Source organism: Paraburkholderia sp. (assembly GCF_047605525.1).
Taxonomy (GTDB): domain Bacteria; phylum Pseudomonadota; class Gammaproteobacteria; order Burkholderiales; family Burkholderiaceae; genus Paraburkholderia.
This window is the reverse complement of the sequence record NZ_JASGFN010000052.1, coordinates 1-18,807: the sequence shown is the minus strand read 5'-3', so window position 1 is coordinate 18,807 and position 18,807 is coordinate 1. Positions and strand designations below refer to the sequence as shown.

Below are 18,807 nucleotides of genomic sequence, written 5' to 3'. Positions count from 1 at the left end.
ATCAACAAGGACGAAGAAGCGCCGATTTTCAGCGTGGCGGATTACGGTCTCGTCGGTGATCTGTTCACCATCGTGCCGGAACTCGTGAGCGAACTCGGCTAGGCGCCGCGGCGCCGGCAAGCCAGAGCAAGCTGGAAAACCGGCCGCTGAACAGCAAGCGAAGGGCGCAGGACCGACCAAGTCCCGCGCCCTTTTTTCATATCAAGGGAGGAGAACCGAAATGAGCTATACGGCGCCCGTCAAGGACATGCTGTTCGTGATGAAAGAACTGGCCGGACTCGAAGAAATCGCGAAGCTGCCCGGCTTCGAAGATGCGAACCTGGACACGGCGCAAGCCGTGCTCGAAGAGTCGGCGAAGCTGTGCGACGAAGTGCTCGCGCCGCTGAATGTCGAAGGCGATCGCAATCCGAGCAGTTGGAAGGACGGCGTCGTCACCGCGACGCCGGGTTTTCGCGACGCGTTCCGCCAGTTCGCGGAGGGTGGCTGGCAAGGCGTGCAGCATCCGCTCGACTACGAAGGACAGGGGCTGCCGAAGCTGATTGCGACGCCGTGCGTCGAAATGCTGAATGCGTCGAACCTGTCGTTCGCGCTGTGTCCGTTGCTGACCGACGGCGCGATCGAAGCGCTGCTGACCGCCGGCAGCGAAGCGCAGAAACAGACCTTCGTGCCGAAGCTGATCTCAGGCGAATGGACCGGCACGATGAACCTGACCGAGCCGCAGGCCGGCTCCGATCTCGCGCTGGTGCGCACGCGAGCCGAGCCGCAGGCCGATGGTTCGTTCAAGCTGTTCGGCACGAAGATTTTCATCACGTGGGGCGAGCATGACATGGCGAAGAACATCGTCCATCTGGTGCTCGCGCGCACGCCTAACGCGCCCGAGGGCGTGAAGGGCATCTCGCTATTTCTCGTGCCGAAGTTTCTCGTCAACGAGGACGGCTCGCCCGGCGAGCGCAACGACGTGTATTGCGTGTCGATCGAGCACAAGCTCGGCATCAAGGCAAGCCCGACCGCGGTGCTGCAGTTCGGCGATCACGGCGGCGCGATCGGTCAACTGATCGGCGAAGAGAATCGCGGCCTCGAATACATGTTCATCATGATGAATGCCGCGCGTTTCGCGGTGGGCATGCAGGGCGTCGCCGTGTCGGATCGCGCGTACCAGAAAGCGGTCGCGTATGCGAAGGAGCGGGTGCAGAGCCGTCCCGTCGATGGCTCCGCGAAGCAGCCGGTCGCGATCATCCAGCACCCGGACGTGCGCCGCATGCTGTCGACGATGCGCAGTCTCACCGAGGCCTCGCGCGCGCTCGCGTATGTCGCGGCTTCTCACTGCGATCTCGCGCATCGTCATCCGGACGACGCGGCGCGTGCCGCGCATCAGGCAATTTACGAATACCTGGTGCCGATCGTGAAGGGCTGGAGCACCGAACTGTCGATCGACGTCGCGAGCCTCGGCGTGCAGGTGCACGGCGGCATGGGCTTCATCGAGGAGACCGGCGCCGCGCAGTACTATCGCGACGCGCGCATTCTGCCGATCTACGAAGGCACGACCGCGATTCAGGCCAACGATCTGATCGGCCGCAAGACGCTGCGCGACGGCGGCAAGGTCGCGAAGGACCTGCTCGCCGGCATCGCGCAGACGCTCGATGCGCTTGGTGCGCAGCAGGGCGCGGCGTTCGTGTCGATGAAGACGCAGCTCGCGCAGGGTCATCGCGCGCTGGGCGCCGTGGTCGATTTCGTCGTCACGCATGCGAAGGGTGACCCGAATGCGGTGTTCGCCGGCAGCGTGCCGTATCTGAAGCTCGCGGGCATCGTGCTTGGCGGCTGGCAGATGGCGCGCGCGTTGCTCGCCGCCACGGCGAGGCGCGACGAAGACCCCGCGTTCTACGGTGCGAAGATCGCGACCGCGCAGTTCTACGCGGAGCACGTGCTGCCGCAGGCGGTGGCGCTCGAGGTGGCAATCGTCAGCGCGAAGGGGGCAGAGGGCGTGCTGGCCTTGTCGGAAGATCAGTTCTGACATCGCGTTCGAGGCGGATGTCCTGAGCCTGAAATGAAAACGGCGCCTCGCGAGGCGCCGTTTGTTTTTGCCGCTGCGTTTCACCGCATGCGCGGGTACTGGTCGCTAGCCGTCACTCACGCATAAGCCGGCCGATGCTCGCCGGTCGTCTCGCCGAGATAGCGATGCACCGACAGGTCGTCCGCGCGGATCGCCGGCTGCTTGCCCGACATCACATCGGCGAGCAACTGGCCCGAGCCGCACGACATCGTCCAGCCGAGCGTGCCGTGGCCGGTGTTCAGGAACAGGTTCGCCACCGGCGTGCGGCCGACGATCGGCGTGCCGTCCGGTGTCATCGGCCGCAGGCCGGTCCAGAACGTCGCCTTCGACGTGTCGCCGCCGCCCGGGAACAGGTCGTTGACACACAGCTCGAGCGTTGCGCGGCGCGCGTTGCGCAGCGATTTGTCGAACCCGACGATCTCGGCCATGCCGCCGACGCGAATCCGGTCGTCGAAGCGCGTGATCGCGATCTTGTAGGTTTCGTCGAGCACCGTCGATACCGGCGCGGCTGCCGCGTCGACGATCGGCGCGGTGATCGAATAGCCCTTCAGCGGGTAGACCGGAATCTTCACGATACCGTCGAGGAAGCGCGTCGAGTACGAACCGAGCGCGATGACGAACGAGTCCGCGCGCACGAGTTCATTGCCGCAATGCACGCCGGCGATGCGATCGCCGGCCATCGCCAGCGCGTCGATCGGCGTGTTGTAGCGGAACTTGACGCCGAGCTCCCCGGCGAGCGCGGCGAGCCGCGTCGTGAACATCTGGCAGTCGCCGGTTTCGTCTCCGGGCAGGCGCAGGCCGCCGGTCAGTTTGTGCGATACCGCGGCGAGCGCCGGCTCGGCTTTCGCGAGCTCAGCCGCCGACAGCAGTTCGTATGGCACGTTCGCTTCCTGCAGCACGGCGATGTCTTTCGCGGCGCCGTCGAACTGCTGCTGCGTGCGGAATACCTGTAGCGTGCCGCCGGTGCGTCCTTCGTACTGGATGCCGGTGTCGGCGCGCAGCGCCTGCAGGCAATCGCGGCTGTATTCGGCGAGCCGCACCATGCGACCCTTGTTCACCGCATAGCGCGGCGCCGTGCAGTTCTGCAGCATCTGCCACATCCATTGCAACTGAAAGGTCGTGCCGTCGAGACGGATCGCGAGCGGCGCATGCTTCTGGAACATCCACTTGACGGCCTTCAGCGGCACGCCCGGCGCGGCCCACGGCGACGCATAGCCCGGCGAGATCTGGCCCGCGTTGGCGAAGCTGGTTTCGAGCGCCGGGCCGGCCTCGCGATCGATGACGGTCACTTCGTGACCGGCGCGCGCGAGGTAATACGCGCTTGTCACGCCAACGACGCCACTGCCCAAAACGACGACTCGCATAGCTGCTCCAGGTATTCAGAAAGGGGGTGAGGGCAGGACGCTCGCCGTCGGATTCGACTGGATTCGACTCGACAAGCTGTAACACGCGGTGATATGCGGTTTGCCCAGTGTTAGCCGCTATACTATTAACAATCAGGCAGGTTTTGTTATTGTATTTTCATAATTTTCAGCAAAAACACCATGCGTACACAGCGCCAGCCCATGCGGGCCCTCGACAAGCTGGATCACAAGATTCTGCGGCTGTTGCAGCAGGACGGCCGGATGGCGATGAAGGACCTCGCGGAGCAGGTCGGGCTGTCGGTGACGCCTTGCATCGAGCGGGTCAAGCGGATGGAGCGCGACGGCGTGATCACCGGCTACTACGCGCGCGTGAATCCGGCCGAGCTTGGCGCGGCGCTGCTGGTGTTCGTCGAGATCACGCTCGACCACAAGAGCGGCAACATGTTCGACCAGTTCCGGCGGGAAGTGCAGAAGATTCCTGAAGTGCTCGAATGCCACCTCGTGTCGGGCGATTTCGACTATCTGATCAAGGCGCGCATCGGCGAAATGGCCGACTACCGCAAACTGCTCGGCGACATCCTGCTGCAACTGCCGGGAGCGGTGCAGTCGAAGAGCTATGTCGTGATGGAGGAGATCAAGGAGACGTTGACGATCCCGGTAGGGGAATAACGGGGAGCTAATAGCAGGTGTGGCAGCGGCTGTGACCGATGAGGTTCGGCGGCAGGCACGGGCTCGACAAACGGCGTAAACACTGTATATTTATACAGGTATTTTGCGCCTTTTTGTTTGTTGTCCCTGTGCGTGCGTGCTCTCGCCGTGAATGATCCCGATACCTCCTCCGTTCCAGAATTTCCGATCTCGCCACCCGTGCCTCGTAAGGGGCGCGGGGCGGTGACGAACCTGCAAGGCCGCTACGAAGTCGACCAGCGCGAAGCCGTCGACGACGGCTGGCGCATGGCCGATGAAAATGGCGAGCCGAAGGTCTTGCGCACGCAGGTGTTCGAGGAACGCGCGAAGACGATCCTCGCGCGCAATGCGTCGCCTGATATCCCGTTCAGCGTGTCGCTGAATCCTTATCGAGGCTGCGAGCATGGCTGTATCTATTGCTTCGCGCGGCCCACGCACAGCTATCTGGGTCTGTCACCGGGGCTCGATTTCGAAAGCCGTATCTACGCGAAGATCAATGCGCCGGAGCTGCTCGAGAAGGAGCTGTCGAAGAAGTCGTACATGCCGGAGCCCATCGCGCTCGGCGTCGCCACCGATGCGTGGCAACCAGCCGAGCGCGATCTGCGCCTCACGCGTCGCGTGATCGAAGTGCTCAGCGAACGCAATCAGCCGTTTGCGGCCATCACCAAATCGTCGCTGATCGAGCGCGACATCGACCTGCTTGCGCCGATGGCCGCGCGCGGGCAGTTCATGGCGGCCATCACGATCACCACGCTCGACGCCGACATCGCGCGTACGCTCGAACCGCGCGCGGCTACGCCGTCGCGCCGGCTGCGTGCTATCCGTACGCTTAGCGAGGCGGGCATTCCGGTCGGGGTCAGCATCGCGCCGGTCATCCCGTTCGTCACTGAACCGGACATGGAGCGCGTGCTCGAAGCCTGCGCGGAGGCCGGCGCGAGCAACGCCAGCTATATCGTGCTGCGGCTGCCGTGGGAAGTCGCGCCGCTATTCAAGGACTGGCTCACTGCGCATTTTCCGGATCGGGCCGATCGCGTCATGAGCCGCGTGCGCGATATGCGAGGCGGCAAGGACTACGACTCGTCGTTTTCGACTCGCATGAAGGGGGAGGGCCTATGGGCGGACCTGCTCAGGCAGCGTTTTCACAACGCCGTGCGCCGTCTGGGATTGAACGAGCGCGACCGCGGGATCCTCGATATGTCGCACTTTCGGCGGATCGAGCCGTCACGAGGGGCGGACCCGGCTTCGGCGCGCGACGATCCGCAACTGAGGCTTTTTTAGCGCTGCTCATGCCGCCGGCATTTCGCGCAGCGCGTTACTGCGAAATTGCCTTGGCTGCTTCCACCTGACTTTCGAAGTAGGTCTGGAAAGCGAGCGCGAGCCCCGTCATCAGCAGGAACGCGCCGAACAGCAGCGAAAAGATGACGACGAAGACGACCGTCCAGCCAGAGCGGCTTTTGCGCTGTGTGTGCGCGTTGAACTGCGCGTCCCACTTCTGATCGGGACGCAGTCCGTAGACGAGCGCGGCGAGGAACGCGGCGAACAGTGAAACGGCGCCGATGGAGGCGAGCACCCAGCCCAGTATCGACGCGCGTTCGGTGGCCACGAGCAGCATCACGCCGGGAATGCCGATCAGCGTGCCAATCAGATGAGCCCAGCCGTAGATGTCCCGTGTGCCGTACAGATAGAAGCGGTGGGCACCGAGGCTGCCGAAGAGGAACGCTAGCGCGGCGGTAATCGTCTTGGATCTGAAGCGCGGGGAAGTCGGGGTAACGGTGGACATAAACGCGTGGACAGGTGACAGGCGGTCGAAAAGAGCGGTGCGCGGCGTAGCGTGGGCCGACGCGCATTCTACGCCCGCCGCGCGTTGGTGGTCATGTTGCGGGTAAGCGCAGTCAGTGAAGGCGGGTGCGGCGGGGTTGGGCGTTCGCGGCGGCCACACCCGTGGCGTCCAGGCGCGCTAGGGCGCCGAATACGTGACGCGATAGATCGCGCCGGCGTAATCGTCGCTGATCAGCAGCGATCCGTCGGGCAGCGGCAGCACGTCGGCCGGGCGGCCCCATACCGCCTCGCCGGGTTGCAGCCAGCCTTCCGCGAAGACTTCCTGGCGTACGTGGCTGCCGTCCGGATCGGCGATCACGCGCACGACCCGGTAGCCGACTTTCTTGCTGCGGTTCCACGAGCCATGCTCGGCGATGAAGACGTTATTACGGTAATCGGCGGGGAACATCGGCCCGTCGTAAAAGCGCATGCCGAGCGCCGCCACGTGCGCGCCGAGTTTGACGACCGGCGGCGTGAACCCGCTGCATGGATGGTCCTTGCCGAATTCGGGGTCGGGTATATCGCCGCCGTGGCAGTAAGGAAAACCGAAATCCATTCCAGCATGTGGCGCGCGGTTGAGCTTGTCGCTCGGGATGTCGTCGCCGAGCAGGTCGCGGCCATTGTCGGTGAACCACAGTTCGTGCGTGACCGGATGCCACGCGAAACCGACCGAATTGCGGATGCCGCGCGCGACGACCTCATAGTGGCTGCCGTCCGGGTTCATGCGGCCGATCAGCGCAAACCGGTCCCGGTCCCTTTCGCAGACATTGCACGGCGCGCCCTGCGGCACATAGAGCTTGCCATCAGGTCCAAACGCGATGAATTTCCAGCCGTGATGCGTTTCGGTGGGCAACTGGTCGGTGATGGTGACCGGCTTCGGCGGATCGCCAAGATGGGAGTCGATCGCATCGAAGCGCACAATTTTCGACACGGCGGACACATACAGCGCGCCGTCGTGCCACGCCACGCCCACTGGCATCTGCAGTCCGGAGGCGATCACGTGGCGGCCCGCCACGCGGCCGTTTTGCAATTCGAGTGCGTAGACGTGCCCGTCGAGACTGCCTGTATAAAGAATGCCCTTCGGCGAAAGCGTCATCGCGCGTGCACTCGGCACTTCTTCCGACAGCACTTCGAGATGAAAGCCGGGCGGCAGTTTGATTTTCTCGACGGGCAGCGCGGCGGTTGCTGTTAGCGCATGCGTGGCCATCAATATGACGGCCGTCACACGTAGAATCCGGCTTCGCGCCGTTCGGGCAAATCCGGCAAAGCGCACGAAAAAGTCAAAAAAAGCGGGCAGAAACGGAGTGGGCGGCAGGCGTTTCACGGACGCTCCTTCAGATAATTCGGGCGTTGGGCGAGTGCTTGGGCGGGTTCGCGAGCCTTTGCGGGCGACCGACGCAGCAACGTCGCCCAGTTTATCCCGGTAAGTGTTTGTTATGGCGTCAGTTTCCCGCTATAATCGCGTGTTTCAGTCGTTCCGAACCCCGGTTTTCAAGGATTCTAGTATGGTCATCATCCGCTTGGCTCGTGGCGGCTCCAAGAAGCGCCCGTTCTACAACATCGTCGCCACCGACTCGCGCAGCCGTCGTGACGGCCGCTTCATCGAGCGCGTCGGCTTCTACAACCCGGTCGCTACGAAGGGCGAATCCCTGCGTATCGCTCAGGACCGCCTGACGTACTGGCAAGGCGTTGGCGCGCAACTGTCGCCGACCGTCGAGCGTCTCGTGAAGGAAGCGCAAAAGGCGCAACCGGCTGCTTGATAATGGCGGCTCGCATGCGTATCGCCGGCGGCTTGCGCAGCTTGCGTGAGCAGTCCGATCCGCACATTGTTTTACTGAAGCAGACGCCAACGCTGGCTGCGAAGCTGTCTTCGAGGTTATCTCATGGCTGAGCGTGATTCCGGCAGTTCTGGTCGCGCCAGAGCAGTTTCGCGCACAAAGGCGTCTGGTCAGGCATCGTTCGGCGCATTCGTCCGCAAGCCGGTCGAACGAACCGACGACAAGGCGAAAGCCACGGTGTCGAATGTCGCTTCCGAAGCCGCGGAAATGCGCACGGAAACGGCGGCAGGCTGGCCGGCCGATGCAATCGAGGTCGGCGCAATCGTCGACGCTTACGGTCTCAAAGGCTGGGTCAAGGTGTCCGCCCACTCGGATGCCGGGCAGGGCGGCGACGCCCTGCTGAGCGCGAAGCGCTGGTGGCTGCTGAAAGGCCAGGAGCGCAGTTCGGCGCCGTCCTTGCAGGCCAAAACGCATAGCGACAGTGTGGTTGCCCATCTGGGTGGCGTTGCTGACCGCGATGCGGCGCTGGCCTTGCGCGGTTCTCGCGTGTATATCAGTCGCAGCGAATTTCCGGCTCTCGAGGCCGACGAATTCTACTGGGTCGATCTGATCGGCCTCGATGTGGTGAATCTGGCCGGGCTCAACCTCGGCAAGGTCGTGGGCATGATCGATAACGGTGTGCAATCGGTGCTGCGTGTCGAATATCCGGCTACCGACAAAAATGGCAAGCCGATCGCAGGCGAGCGCTTGATCCCGTTCGTCGGCGTCTATGTCAAAACGGTGGACCAGGCGGCAAAGCGGATCGTCGTCGACTGGGACGCTGATTATTGAAATCTTTCGTTGAATGGAGAGAGCGATGCAGTTCGATGTCGTGACGCTCTTTCCAGACATGTTCCGCGCGCTGACCGACTGGGGTATCACCAGCCGGGCTGTGAAGCAGGAGCGCTACGGGTTGCGCACGTGGAATCCCCGCGATTTCACAACCGACAACTACCGTACGATCGACGATCGCCCTTACGGCGGCGGCCCCGGCATGGTGATGCTGGCCAGACCGCTCGAAGAAGCGATCGGCGCCGCGAAAGCGGCGCAGGCGGAGCAGGGCATCGCCGCGCCGCGCGTCGTGATGATGTCGCCGCAAGGCGCCACGCTGAATCACGAGCGCGTCATGAAGTTCGCGGCCGAACCCGGTTTGATCCTGTTGTGCGGGCGCTATGAAGCGATCGACCAGCGTCTGCTCGACCGGGTCGTCGACGAGGAAGTCAGTCTTGGCGACTTCGTGCTGTCGGGCGGCGAGCTGCCCGCGATGGCACTGATGGACGCCGTCGTACGGCAGTTGCCCGGCGTGCTGAACGATTCGCAGTCGGCGGTGCAGGATAGTTTCGTCGATGTGCTGCTCGATTGTCCGCACTACACGCGTCCCGAGGAATACGAGGGCGTGCGGGTGCCCGATGTGCTGCTCGGCGGCCATCATGCGGAAATCGAAGCGTGGCGCCGGCGCGAAGCGTTGCGCAACACGCTGAACAAACGGCCCGATCTGATCGTGAAGGCCAGAAAGAACAGAATGCTGAGCCGTGCCGACGAGGCATGGCTCGCAAGTCTCGCGAAGGAAGAGCCGAAGGCCTGAGGCCCCGGTCTTTCGAGCGGACACGAGGCGGCGTCGTACATGCGTGTGCGGCGCCAGATGTGAACCCATCCTCTATCGGGGCCGTAGCCGAGCGCAGCGGGGCAACTCGCGGGAAACCAGCGTAAGGCAGGTACGAACGCCGACAAGATGGATCCAGGAGTCAGTGATGAATCTGATTGCAAAACTTGAGCAGGAAGAAATCGCGCGCGTTCTCGGCGAAAAGACCATTCCCGATTTCGGTCCGGGCGACACGGTCGTCGTTAGCGTGAACGTGGTTGAAGGTACGCGCAAGCGTGTGCAGGCTTACGAAGGCGTCGTGATCGCCAAGCGTAACCGTGGTCTGAATTCGTCGTTCATCGTCCGCAAGATTTCGTCGGGCGAAGGCGTCGAGCGTACGTTCCAGACGTATTCGCCGCTGCTGGCAAGCATCGTCGTCAAGCGTCGTGGCGATGTGCGCCGTGCGAAGCTGTACTATCTGCGCGAGCGTTCGGGCAAGTCGGCTCGAATCAAGGAAAAGCTGGTCTCGAAAGGCCGCGCTGCTTCCGAAGCGTAAATGCTGTAAGAAAAAGCACCCCTCGCGGGTGCTTTTTTGTTGGCCAGGTCAAAATAGCGGTATGTCCCTGCTCATCTGAGAGATCCGTTGATCCGCCCCGTTTTTGAGCCCGAAACCCTGCCCGTCATCGCGACGGGTGCCGATTTGCCGCCGGTGGCCGGCGAGCGTCTTACGCCCGATGCATTGCGGGCGCGTTTCGAACGGCGGCTTGCCTGGACGCCCGAGAAAATCGCCGACGCGCCGTGGCGCAATACCGAACTCGATCCACGCGTGGCCGCGGTGCTCGTGCCGCTCGTGGTGCGCGAGCACGGCGTGACCGTGCTGCTCACGCAGCGCGCGGACCATCTGAACGATCATGCCGGCCAGGTGAGTTTCCCCGGCGGCCGTCAGGAACCGTTCGATGCGGATGCGAGCGCAACGGCGCTGCGTGAAGCGCGCGAGGAAGTCGGTCTCGATGCGTCGCGCGTGGAAATTCTCGGCGCGTTGCCCGACTATCTGACGGGCACCGGTTTTTGCGTGTCGCCGGTGATCGGCCTTGTACACCCACCGTTCTCGCTGAAGATCGATACGCTCGAAGTGGCCGAGGTCTTCGAGGTGCCGCTCGCGTTCCTGATGAACCCGGCCAATCACGAGGAGCGTCTGTTCAGCTACGAGGGCGGCGAGCGACGCTTCTTCGCGATGCCGTATCCGCGCGGCGAAGCGCTGGAAGCCGGAGAAGGCGCGCAGCATCGCGGCAGCGCGCACGACACGCAGACAAGCGCGGAGACAGATGCTTCAACAGCCGTTCAAGGCGGCCATCATTTCATTTGGGGTGCGACGGCTGCGATGCTGCGCAACCTCTATCGTTTCCTCGCCGCATGAGTCGACTGGGCGCGTCGAGCCGGCGAAGTTGCGCGGACGACGCAGTCGCCGCCGGTTTGTCAGCGTCCGCGCTCAGTCGCATCCGACCCTGTGCTATCGTTATAAAACAATCGTAAAAACTCAAAAAGCACGGCGCATCGCATGACTTTTTTCTCCGTATTGCTGGCTCTGATCATTGAACAGGTACGCGCACTGTCACCGACCAATCCGGTGTCCGCGTTGCTTCAATACCATGCGGAGTCGGCAGCGCACGGATTCGATGCCGGCAAGCAACGACACGGTCTGCTTGCATGGCTCGTGGTCGTGGTGCCCTGGACGCTCGCGGTCGCGCTCGTCTACTACGTGCTGTATCACATTCACTTTCTGCTCGCGTTCCTGTGGAACGTCGTGGTGCTGTACTTCACGCTCGGCTTCAGGCAGTTCAGCCATTACTTCACCGACATCCATCTCGCGTTGAACAACGACGACGTGCCGCGCGCACGCGAAATTCTCAACGAGTGGACCGGACTCGATACCGTCGACATGCCGGTCAGCGAGATCGTGCGTCATACGCTGATTCACGCGGTGGTCGCCTCGCACCGCCATGTGTTCGGCGTGTTCTTCTGGTTCCTGATTCCGGTCGGCCCCGCGGGCGCCGTGCTGTACCGGTGCGCCGAATATCTCGCGCGCGCGTGGGCCCGGCCGGCCGACGATCGTACCGTCGCGTTTTCGAGCTTCGCGCAGCGCGCGTTCTTCGTGATCGACTGGGCGCCCGCGCGGTTGACGTCGCTGGGTTTTGCGATCGTCGGCAATTTCGAGGATGCGATTTACGCGTGGCGCAATCACGCGCGGCAGTGGCCCGATGCGAACGACGGCGTGCTGCTCGCCGCGGGCAGCGGGGCGCTTGGCGCGCGCCTCGCCGGACCGCTCGCGGAGCCGTCGAGTCTCGACGCGCTCGCGACCGGCGACGGCGGCCCGATGCAGGTCGGTGACGACTGCACGCCGCGTACGCTGCAATCGGCGGTGGGTCTCGTGTGGCGCGCGGTCATCCTGTGGATGATCCTGTTGCTGATGCTGACCATCGCGGTGTGGCTCGCTTGATGTGACGTGCCGCGTCACCCCTTCAGCGGATCTCTCGCGGTCCCGCACTGCCAGCACACGGTGAACTGCGCTTCGAGCATCTCGCCGCACTGCTGACACCGCCAGCCCGGCTCGCCTGGCGCCGGTCCTCGCGATGCCGCTTCGATCAAACGCCGCGCGATCGCCTCATCGCGTTCGTCGACGAGCCACAATTCCGGTGCGCACTGATCGGCCGGAATCTCGCCGAGCGCGCCGTTCAGATAGCGGTTATGCAACTCGCACGCGATGCCCGCGGTCGCGAGCACGTTGACCCAATGCTGTCCGATGATCAGATTCGGCGCGCGCATCAGCTTCATATCAGCGGACGATCTGGCTTGCTTCGTGCACGAGCTGTGCGTACAGCGCATGCCGTTCGCGGCGGATGCGGCCGTCGGCGACCGCTTCGAGAATCGCGCAGCCGGGTTCGTGCAGATGATGGCAATTGTAAAAGCGGCAGTTCGGCAGCAATGGCCGGAACTCGGGGAACGCGCGTTCGAGCTTGCCTTCGGTCAGGTGGTGCAGGCCGAACTCCTGGAAGCCCGGCGAATCGATCAACGCACCGGCCGCGCCATTCACGCTGGCCGTGCCGTCCGGCCCCGGCAGCGGATAAAGACGCGTGAACGTCGTGGTATGACGCCCGCTGTTCAACGCGGTCGAGATCTCGCGGGTCGCGATGTCGGCATCCGGAATCAGCAGGTTCACGAGCGTCGACTTGCCCATGCCGGACTGGCCGAGCAGCAGCGTCGCGTGAGCGCGCAGAGGTTCGCTCAGCGCGGCGCGCGCCGCGTCGGGCTGCATCCGGATCGACACTTCCAGCACCGGATAGCCAAGCGCGCGATACGGTTCGAGCCGTTTGCGCGCGCCGTCCAGAGCGTCGGTCACGTCGATCTTGTTCAATACGATCAGGGGCTTCAGCTCGTTCGCCTCGGCGGCGACGAGCGCGCGGCCGAGCAGATCCTCGCTGAAATGCGGCTCGGTCGCGAGCACGATCAGCAACTGGTCGAGATTGGCGGCGAACAGCTTCGACTTGTACTGATCCGAGCGATACAGCAGGTTGCGCCGCTCGCCGATCTCGACGATCACACCCTGATCCGCCGAAGTCGGCTCATAGAGCACGCGATCGCCGACCGCCACCTCGCTACGCTTGCCGCGCGGAAAGCATTGCAGCAGCGCACCGCCGTCCTCGGGCGCGACCAGATAATGGCGGCCATGCGCGGCCACTACGAGACCGCCCGTGCGCGCGCCGTGCGCGCCGGACGTGGCGGCTTGTGCGCGCGGCGTTTTCTTCGGGGTGCGGCCGCTCATGCGTGCCGCAACAGTCGGTCGATCCGCTGCGAGGCCGGCGGATGCGAGTAGTAGAACGCGGTATAGAGCGGATCGGGCGTCAGCGTCGACGCATTGTCCTCGTACAGCTTGACGAGCGCGTTGACGAGATCCTGTGCGTCGGTCTGCGTCGCCGCGAACGCGTCGGCTTCGAATTCATGTTTGCGCGAGCTCAGGCTGCCGAGCGGCGTGACGAAGAACATGAACACCGGCAGCGCGAGGAAGAACAGCACGAGCGCGAGCCCGCTATTGCCGCCGATGAGCGACGGCCGCACGCCCAGCCCCTCGTAAAACCATACGCACTGCGACAGCCAGCCGAGCAGCGCGAGCATCGCGAGGCTGATCGTGAACGTGACGAGCATGCGCTTCAGCACATGGCGGCGCTTGAAGTGGCCGAGCTCGTGCGCGAGCACCGCTTCGATCTCGCGGCCCGACAGGCGCGCGAGCAGCGTGTCGAAGAACACGATGCGCTTGCTTGCGCCGAAGCCGGTGAAGTACGCGTTGCCGTGCGCCGAGCGGCGGCTGCCGTCCATCACGAACAGGCCCTTCGCGGCGAAGCCGCAGCGCTTCATCAGCGCCTCGATGCGGCCGACGAGCGCTTCGTCCTTCAGCGGCTCGAACTTGTTGAAGAGCGGCGCGATGAAGGTCGGGAAAATCAACAGGCCGAACATCTGGAACGCGACCCACACGACCCACGCCCACAGCCACCACAGGTCGCCGGCGCGGTTCATCAGCCACAGCACGACGAACAGGAGCGGCAGACCGAAGGCGACGCCGAGCAGCACGCCCTTCAGGCGGTCGAGGAAGAACAGGCGCCTGCTCATGCGGTTGAAGCCGAAGCGTTGCTCGACGACGAATTGCCGGTAGTAGTCGAACGGCAGGTCGATCGCGCTCGTGATCGCGATCACGGCGGCGACGAGCGCGATCTGGCCGACGTAGCCGCGGCCGAGCCAGTCGGAGATCGCGAGATCGAGCGTCTGCACGCCGCCGAGCAGCGTGAGCCAGATCAGCACGGCCGCGCCGACGACGATCTCGATCATCGCGAGCCGCGTGCGCTCGACGGTGTAGTCGGCCGCGCGCTGATGCGCGGTGAGCGCGATGGTGTTCGCGAACTGGCTCGGCACCTGTTCGCGGTGGGCGGCGACGAAGCGGATCTGCCGCGACGCGAGCCAGAGTTTGGTGCCGACCATCGCCACGACGGCGACGACGAACAGGACGGTGAAGTACAGGGTAGGCATCCGGGAATTCCGTGGTATCTATGCGAGAATTATATGTTTCTTCCCGCCTCGCGGCGGGGTGATACGGTTCAGGCGACGGCTCGAGCGGCTGCTGTGGCCGGGTCGCCAACGAACCGCGAATCTATTTCAAACGAACACGCGCCGCGGCGCGCGGGCTTCCAGCGAAGCCCGGCGCCCGGCCCTCAGGGTTGCCTTCATGACTGACATCCTCGTATCCGCCGAACCGCCGCCGCTCGTGCGCAGCGACATGAATCTCATCTGGCTCGACATGGAAATGACCGGGCTCGAACCCGACACCGACCGCATCATCGAAATTGCGGTGGTGGTGACGAATTCGACGCTCGACAGAATGGTCGAAGGCCCGGTGCTCGCGATTCATCAGAGCGACGAGACGCTCGCGAAAATGGACGAGTGGAACCAGAACACGCATGGCCGCTCGGGACTGATCGGGCGCGTGAAGGCGTCGACGGTCAGCGAGGCCGATGCCACCGGACAGATCCGCGAATTCCTCGCCCAGTACGTGCCGCCCGGCAAATCGCCGATGTGCGGCAACTCGATCTGCCAGGACCGCCGCTTCATGGCGCGCTGGATGCCGGAACTGGAGCGTTTCTTCCACTACCGCAACCTCGATGTGAGCACGCTGAAGGAGCTGTGCCGCCGCTGGCAGCCGGCCATCTACAAGGGCTTCCAGAAGCGCGCGATGCACACCGCGCTGGCCGACATCCACGAGTCGATCGACGAACTGAAGTATTACCGCGAGCATTTCCTCGTACCGTCGCAGCCGGCGCCGGACGCCGCCGCGAGCGGCGAATAAACGCCAGCGCCCGCGTGACGGGACCCTAACCCGAGGCCCTGAACCCGTCAGCCCCTAAGCCTGCCGCGGAGCGCGCACCGCGCTCTTCGGCCGGAACGCCTTGACCACGTCGGCGTTGGTTTCCACGTACGGACCGCCGATCAGGTCGATGCAGTAGGGCACCGCCGCGAAAATCCCCGGCACTTCGAGCACGTTGCCCTCGTTGGCAGCGCGCAGACCTTCGAGCGTTTCCCGGATCGATTTCGGCTGACCCGGCAGGTTGATGATCAGCGCGGCGTGCCCGGCCGTTTCGCGGATCACCGCCACCTGGCGCGACAGGATCGCGGTCGGTACGAAATTCAGGCTGATCTGCCGCATCTGCTCGCCGAAACCGGGCATTTCCTTCGTCGCGACCGCGAGCGTCGCCTCCGGCGTCACGTCGCGGCGCGACGGGCCCGTGCCGCCCGTCGTCAGCACCAGATCGCAACCGACCTCGTCGACCAGTTCGATCAGCGTTGCGGAAATGGTCGGCGCGTCGTCCTGAATCAGCCGCGTGACGACCTGCCACGGCGACGTGAGCGCCGCGCCCAGCCATTCCTGTAGCGCCGGAATGCCCTTGTCCTCGTACACACCGGTCGACGCGCGGTCGCTGATCGACACGAGGCCGATCACGATTTCGTCGGGATGGTTACGCTGCTTGCGTTGCTCAGGCGTCGCGGTCGTCATCGTCGTCTTCCGGGGCAAGGTCGGCGTCATGCGCGTCGTCGTCGGCATCGGCTTCGTCCGCGCCGGCCGCGGTCTTGATCCACTGGAACAGTTCGCGGAAGTAGCGCGGCGGCTTGCCCTGCTGCGCTTCCCTGCGCGCGTTGCGGATCAGCGTGCGGCCCTGCTGCGGATCGGCGCCCGGATGCTGGCGGATGAATTCGGTCAGCGCGGCGTCGTCGGCGAGCAGTTTCTCGCGGGTGCGCTCGATCCAGTGAAGCTTCGCCGTTTCCGCCTTGTTGATGCCCTTGTAGGTGTCGAGTGCGGTGCGCAGGGCGGCGGTTTCCGTGTCCAGCAGCGCGCGCATCACGCGGCCGACGTACTGGATCTGGCGGCGCTTGCCTTCGTGATCGGTGATGCGGCGCGCCTCGCGCACGGCTTCGTCGAGCTTCTCGGGCATCGGCATGCGCTTGAGCGCGTCCTTGGGCAGCGCGACCAGCTCCGCGCCCAGGTCCTGCAGCGCCTGCATTTCGCGCTTGACCTGGGACTTGCTCGGACGGTCGTAGCCATTTTCGTCGACTTCCGTCACGACGGATTCGATGGGTTGAATGCGGGTTTTGCGTGTCATGGCGCGTATTGTAACGTGCCGCGCCAGCCCGGCTCGAGCCGATCCGAGCCGGTTCGAGCGGCTTCGTTCCGCCGCTGCGCGAGGCCCGCGCAGCGCGTCGCGAATGCCAGGTACGGCGCCGCGTACCTTGCTATGATCGCGGGGTGCATTTATTCCGCACTCATGCGTCCATGCGCACGCTTTCGCGTGGCATTGGGCGAGCACGGTGCGCATACCCAGGGCCGCGCGGCCCCGAACAGGACGGCAACGACAATGGCAGCAGACATGGACGTCAAGCAGCGCTTTTTTCCGCATACCCAGGATGAACTGAAGGAAATCGCCTCGGACATCCTCCGTCACGCGAAGGCGCTGGGCGGCACCGACGCCGCAACCGAAATCTCCGAGGGCGACGGGCTGTCCGTGTCCGTGCGGCGCGGCGAAGTCGAGACGATCGAGCACAACCGCGACAAGATGGTCGGCGTGACGGTGTTCATCGGCAACAAGCGCGGCAACGCGAGCACGTCGGACTTCTCGCCGCAGGCGCTGAAGGACACGGTCGCGGCGGCCTACAACATCGCGCGCTTCACCGCGGAAGACGATTGCGCGGGTCTCGCCGAAGCCGAACTGCTCGAAACCGCGCCGCGCGACCTCGATCTGTATCACCCGTGGAATCTGTCCGCCGACGAAGCGGTGGAAATCGCGCGCCGCGCCGAAGACGCCGCGTTCGCAACCGATCCGCAGATCAGGAATTCGGAAGGCGCGAGCGTGTCGGCGCAGCACTCGCAGTTCGTGCTTGCGACCTCGCGCGGCTTCCTCGCTGGCTATCCGTATTCGCGCCACTACATCGCGTGCGCGCCGATCGCCGGCAGCGGCCGCAACATGCAGCGCGACGACTGGTACACGTCGACGCGCAGCGCATCCGAACTGGCCGATCCCGAAGCGGTCGGGCGTTATGCCGCGCAGCGCGCGCTCGCGCGCATCGGCGCGCGCGGTCTCGACACGCGCAAGGTGCCGGTGCTGTTCGAGGCGCCGCTCGCGGCGGGGCTGCTCGGCGCGTTCGTGCAGGCGACGAGCGGCGGCGCGCTGTATCGCAAGACGTCGTTTCTCGTCGACAGTCTCGGCAAGCCGGTGTTCGCGCCGCACGTGCAGATCGTCGAAGACCCGCATATCGCGCGCGCGATGGGCAGCGCGCCGTTCGACGAGGAAGGCGTGCGCACGCGGCAGCGCTCGGTCGTGAAGGATGGCGTGGTCGAGGGCTATTTCCTGTCGACCTATTCGGCGCGCAAACTCGGCATGCAGACGACCGGCAACGCGGGCGGCTCGCACAACCTGTCGCTGCTCAGCGCGAACACGCGCCCGGAAGACGACTTCGAGGCGATGCTGAAGAAGCTCGGCACGGGTCTGCTGCTGACCGAGCTGATGGGGCAGGGTGTCAACTACGTGACCGGCGACTATTCGCGCGGCGCGTCGGGCTTCTGGGTCGAGAACGGCAAGATCCAGTACCCGGTCGAGGAAATCACGGTCGCGAGCACGCTGCAGGAGATGTTTCGCCATATCGTCGCGATCGGCGCGGATACGATCACGCGCGGCACGAAGCAGATCGGCTCGGTGCTGATCGAAAAAATGACGATCGCGGGCCAGTAAGCAGGACGATCAGCGCGACGGGTTGCGCGGCGTTTTTCATTGCATGCGCCGGGCCGGCGGACGAGGCCCGGCGACACAGCCCTCAGACGTCCCTACGCTGATACGTGACGAACGCATAGTCGAAATCGTTCGGCGCGTTCGAGTGATGCGCCTCGCGCGCGATTTCCTCCCACACGTTCCTGTCGATCGCGGGGAAGGTCGCGTCGCCGTCGAAGTCGGCGGCGATCTCGGTGACGATCAGCTTGTCCGCGTGGCGCAGCCCCTCCTCGTACAACTGCGCGCCGCCGATCAGAAACGCTTGCGGCGCCTGATCCTGCGCGGCGAGGCGCAGCGCGTCGTCGAGGTTGGTGGCGGTGTCGCAGCCCTGAAAGCGCCGCGCGGCGTCGCGTGTCACGACGATATTGCGGCGTCCCGGCAACGGCCGGCCGATCGATTCGTGCGTTTTGCGGCCCATGATGATGGGCGCGCCCATCGTCGTGCGCTTGAAGAACCTGAGGTCTTCGGGCAGTCGCCAGGGCAACTCGTTGTCGCGGCCGATCACGCCGTTGCTGGCGCGAGCGACGATCAGGGTGAGCGTCGTCATCGAATGGAAAGAGGAGGGTAACCGGGTGATTCTACCCGACGCGCCGGCGCGCGCCGCCGCGCGCGGCGTGGGCCGGGGCCGCGC

20 protein-coding genes and 1 pseudogene are annotated in these 18,807 nt (G+C 64.6%); 12 read left to right on the top strand and 9 right to left on the bottom strand.

Annotated features, from left to right (window positions below; translation table 11 throughout):
• Together QM685_RS36210 and QM685_RS36205 are read left to right on the top strand one after the other, a co-directional pair.
• Positions 1-102: pseudogene (locus tag QM685_RS36210) on the top strand (electron transfer flavoprotein subunit alpha/FixB family protein); the annotation flags it as partial.
• Between the two features lie 118 nt (positions 103-220).
• Positions 221-2,011 (top strand): acyl-CoA dehydrogenase, encoded by a 1,791-nt coding sequence (locus QM685_RS36205; RefSeq protein ID WP_415124243.1) that lies wholly within the window; start codon positions 221-223, stop codon positions 2,009-2,011.
• Between the two features lie 116 nt (positions 2,012-2,127).
• Here QM685_RS36205 and QM685_RS36200 read toward each other — a convergent pair whose 3' ends face one another.
• Entirely contained in the window at positions 2,128-3,414 is a 1,287-nt protein-coding gene (locus QM685_RS36200; protein ID WP_415124241.1) for a D-amino acid dehydrogenase, read from the bottom strand.
• 180 nt (positions 3,415-3,594) lie between these two features.
• Between QM685_RS36200 and QM685_RS36195 the strand changes: the two genes are divergently transcribed.
• Entirely contained in the window at positions 3,595-4,083 is a 489-nt protein-coding gene (locus QM685_RS36195; protein WP_415124239.1) for an Lrp/AsnC ligand binding domain-containing protein, read from the top strand.
• Positions 4,084-4,230: 147 nt separating this feature from the next.
• Complete coding sequence (locus tag QM685_RS36190) at positions 4,231-5,379, top strand: PA0069 family radical SAM protein (RefSeq protein ID WP_415124237.1); 1,149 nt, start codon at positions 4,231-4,233, stop codon at positions 5,377-5,379.
• A gap of 34 nt (positions 5,380-5,413) precedes the next feature.
• Here QM685_RS36190 and QM685_RS36185 read toward each other — a convergent pair whose 3' ends face one another.
• Both QM685_RS36185 and QM685_RS36180 read right to left on the bottom strand, forming a co-directional pair.
• Positions 5,414-5,881, bottom strand: coding sequence for an NINE protein (locus QM685_RS36185; protein WP_415124235.1), 468 nt, complete (start codon positions 5,879-5,881; stop codon positions 5,414-5,416).
• A gap of 177 nt (positions 5,882-6,058) precedes the next feature.
• Positions 6,059-7,243, bottom strand: coding sequence for a PQQ-dependent sugar dehydrogenase (locus tag QM685_RS36180; protein ID WP_415124233.1), 1,185 nt, complete (start codon positions 7,241-7,243; stop codon positions 6,059-6,061).
• Between the two features lie 181 nt (positions 7,244-7,424).
• Here QM685_RS36180 and rpsP point away from each other — a divergent pair, with 181 nt between their 5' ends.
• From rpsP to QM685_RS36150, 6 genes are all read left to right on the top strand, one after another.
• Positions 7,425-7,679, top strand: coding sequence for a 30S ribosomal protein S16 (rpsP, locus tag QM685_RS36175; RefSeq protein ID WP_013090118.1), 255 nt, complete (start codon positions 7,425-7,427; stop codon positions 7,677-7,679).
• A gap of 123 nt (positions 7,680-7,802) precedes the next feature.
• Positions 7,803-8,528: a ribosome maturation factor RimM gene (gene rimM, locus QM685_RS36170; protein WP_415124231.1), complete on the top strand. Its 726-nt coding sequence runs from the start codon at positions 7,803-7,805 to the stop codon at positions 8,526-8,528.
• A 25-nt stretch (positions 8,529-8,553) separates the two neighbouring features.
• Positions 8,554-9,321, top strand: a complete 768-nt coding sequence (gene trmD, locus QM685_RS36165; RefSeq protein WP_415124229.1) for a tRNA (guanosine(37)-N1)-methyltransferase TrmD — start codon at positions 8,554-8,556, stop codon at positions 9,319-9,321.
• A 166-nt stretch (positions 9,322-9,487) separates the two neighbouring features.
• The gene (gene rplS, locus QM685_RS36160) at positions 9,488-9,874 is read left to right on the top strand and encodes a 50S ribosomal protein L19 (RefSeq protein ID WP_415124227.1); all 387 of its coding nucleotides are present in this window, start codon (positions 9,488-9,490) and stop codon (positions 9,872-9,874) included.
• 87 nt (positions 9,875-9,961) lie between these two features.
• Positions 9,962-10,735: an NUDIX hydrolase gene (locus QM685_RS36155; RefSeq protein ID WP_415124225.1), complete on the top strand. Its 774-nt coding sequence runs from the start codon at positions 9,962-9,964 to the stop codon at positions 10,733-10,735.
• 141 nt (positions 10,736-10,876) lie between these two features.
• On the top strand, positions 10,877-11,815 hold the full coding sequence (locus tag QM685_RS36150; RefSeq protein ID WP_415124223.1) for a CobD/CbiB family protein: 939 nt from the start codon (positions 10,877-10,879) through the stop codon (positions 11,813-11,815).
• Positions 11,816-11,829: 14 nt separating this feature from the next.
• On the opposite strand, the gene QM685_RS36145 is transcribed toward QM685_RS36150, so the two are convergent.
• From QM685_RS36145 to QM685_RS36135, 3 genes are read right to left on the bottom strand one after another with little or no spacing between them, the layout of a single operon-like run.
• Positions 11,830-12,150, bottom strand: a complete 321-nt coding sequence (locus tag QM685_RS36145) for a putative signal transducing protein (protein ID WP_415124221.1) — start codon at positions 12,148-12,150, stop codon at positions 11,830-11,832.
• A gap of 1 nt (position 12,151) precedes the next feature.
• Positions 12,152-13,138 (bottom strand): ribosome small subunit-dependent GTPase A, encoded by a 987-nt coding sequence (rsgA, locus tag QM685_RS36140; RefSeq protein ID WP_415124219.1) that lies wholly within the window; start codon positions 13,136-13,138, stop codon positions 12,152-12,154.
• Positions 13,135-14,394, bottom strand: coding sequence for a M48 family metallopeptidase (locus QM685_RS36135; RefSeq protein WP_415124217.1), 1,260 nt, complete (start codon positions 14,392-14,394; stop codon positions 13,135-13,137). The genes rsgA and QM685_RS36135 overlap by 4 nt, the downstream gene beginning before the upstream one ends.
• A 196-nt stretch (positions 14,395-14,590) precedes the next feature.
• On the opposite strand from QM685_RS36135, the gene orn reads away from it, so the two are divergent.
• Positions 14,591-15,208: an oligoribonuclease gene (gene orn, locus QM685_RS36130; protein WP_415124215.1), complete on the top strand. Its 618-nt coding sequence runs from the start codon at positions 14,591-14,593 to the stop codon at positions 15,206-15,208.
• A gap of 54 nt (positions 15,209-15,262) precedes the next feature.
• Here orn and mog read toward each other — a convergent pair whose 3' ends face one another.
• On the bottom strand, positions 15,263-15,913 hold the full coding sequence (gene mog / locus QM685_RS36125) for a molybdopterin adenylyltransferase (RefSeq protein ID WP_415124213.1): 651 nt from the start codon (positions 15,911-15,913) through the stop codon (positions 15,263-15,265).
• On the bottom strand, positions 15,894-16,517 hold the full coding sequence (yjgA, locus tag QM685_RS36120; RefSeq protein WP_415124211.1) for a ribosome biogenesis factor YjgA: 624 nt from the start codon (positions 16,515-16,517) through the stop codon (positions 15,894-15,896). Before yjgA ends, mog begins: the two co-directional genes overlap by 20 nt.
• A 252-nt stretch (positions 16,518-16,769) precedes the next feature.
• Here yjgA and pmbA point away from each other — a divergent pair, with 252 nt between their 5' ends.
• Positions 16,770-18,140, top strand: coding sequence for a metalloprotease PmbA (pmbA, locus tag QM685_RS36115; protein WP_415124209.1), 1,371 nt, complete (start codon positions 16,770-16,772; stop codon positions 18,138-18,140).
• 82 nt (positions 18,141-18,222) lie between these two features.
• On the opposite strand, the gene QM685_RS36110 is transcribed toward pmbA, so the two are convergent.
• Entirely contained in the window at positions 18,223-18,723 is a 501-nt protein-coding gene (locus QM685_RS36110) for a dihydrofolate reductase (protein ID WP_415124245.1), read from the bottom strand.
• Between the last annotated feature and the right edge of the window lie 84 nt (positions 18,724-18,807).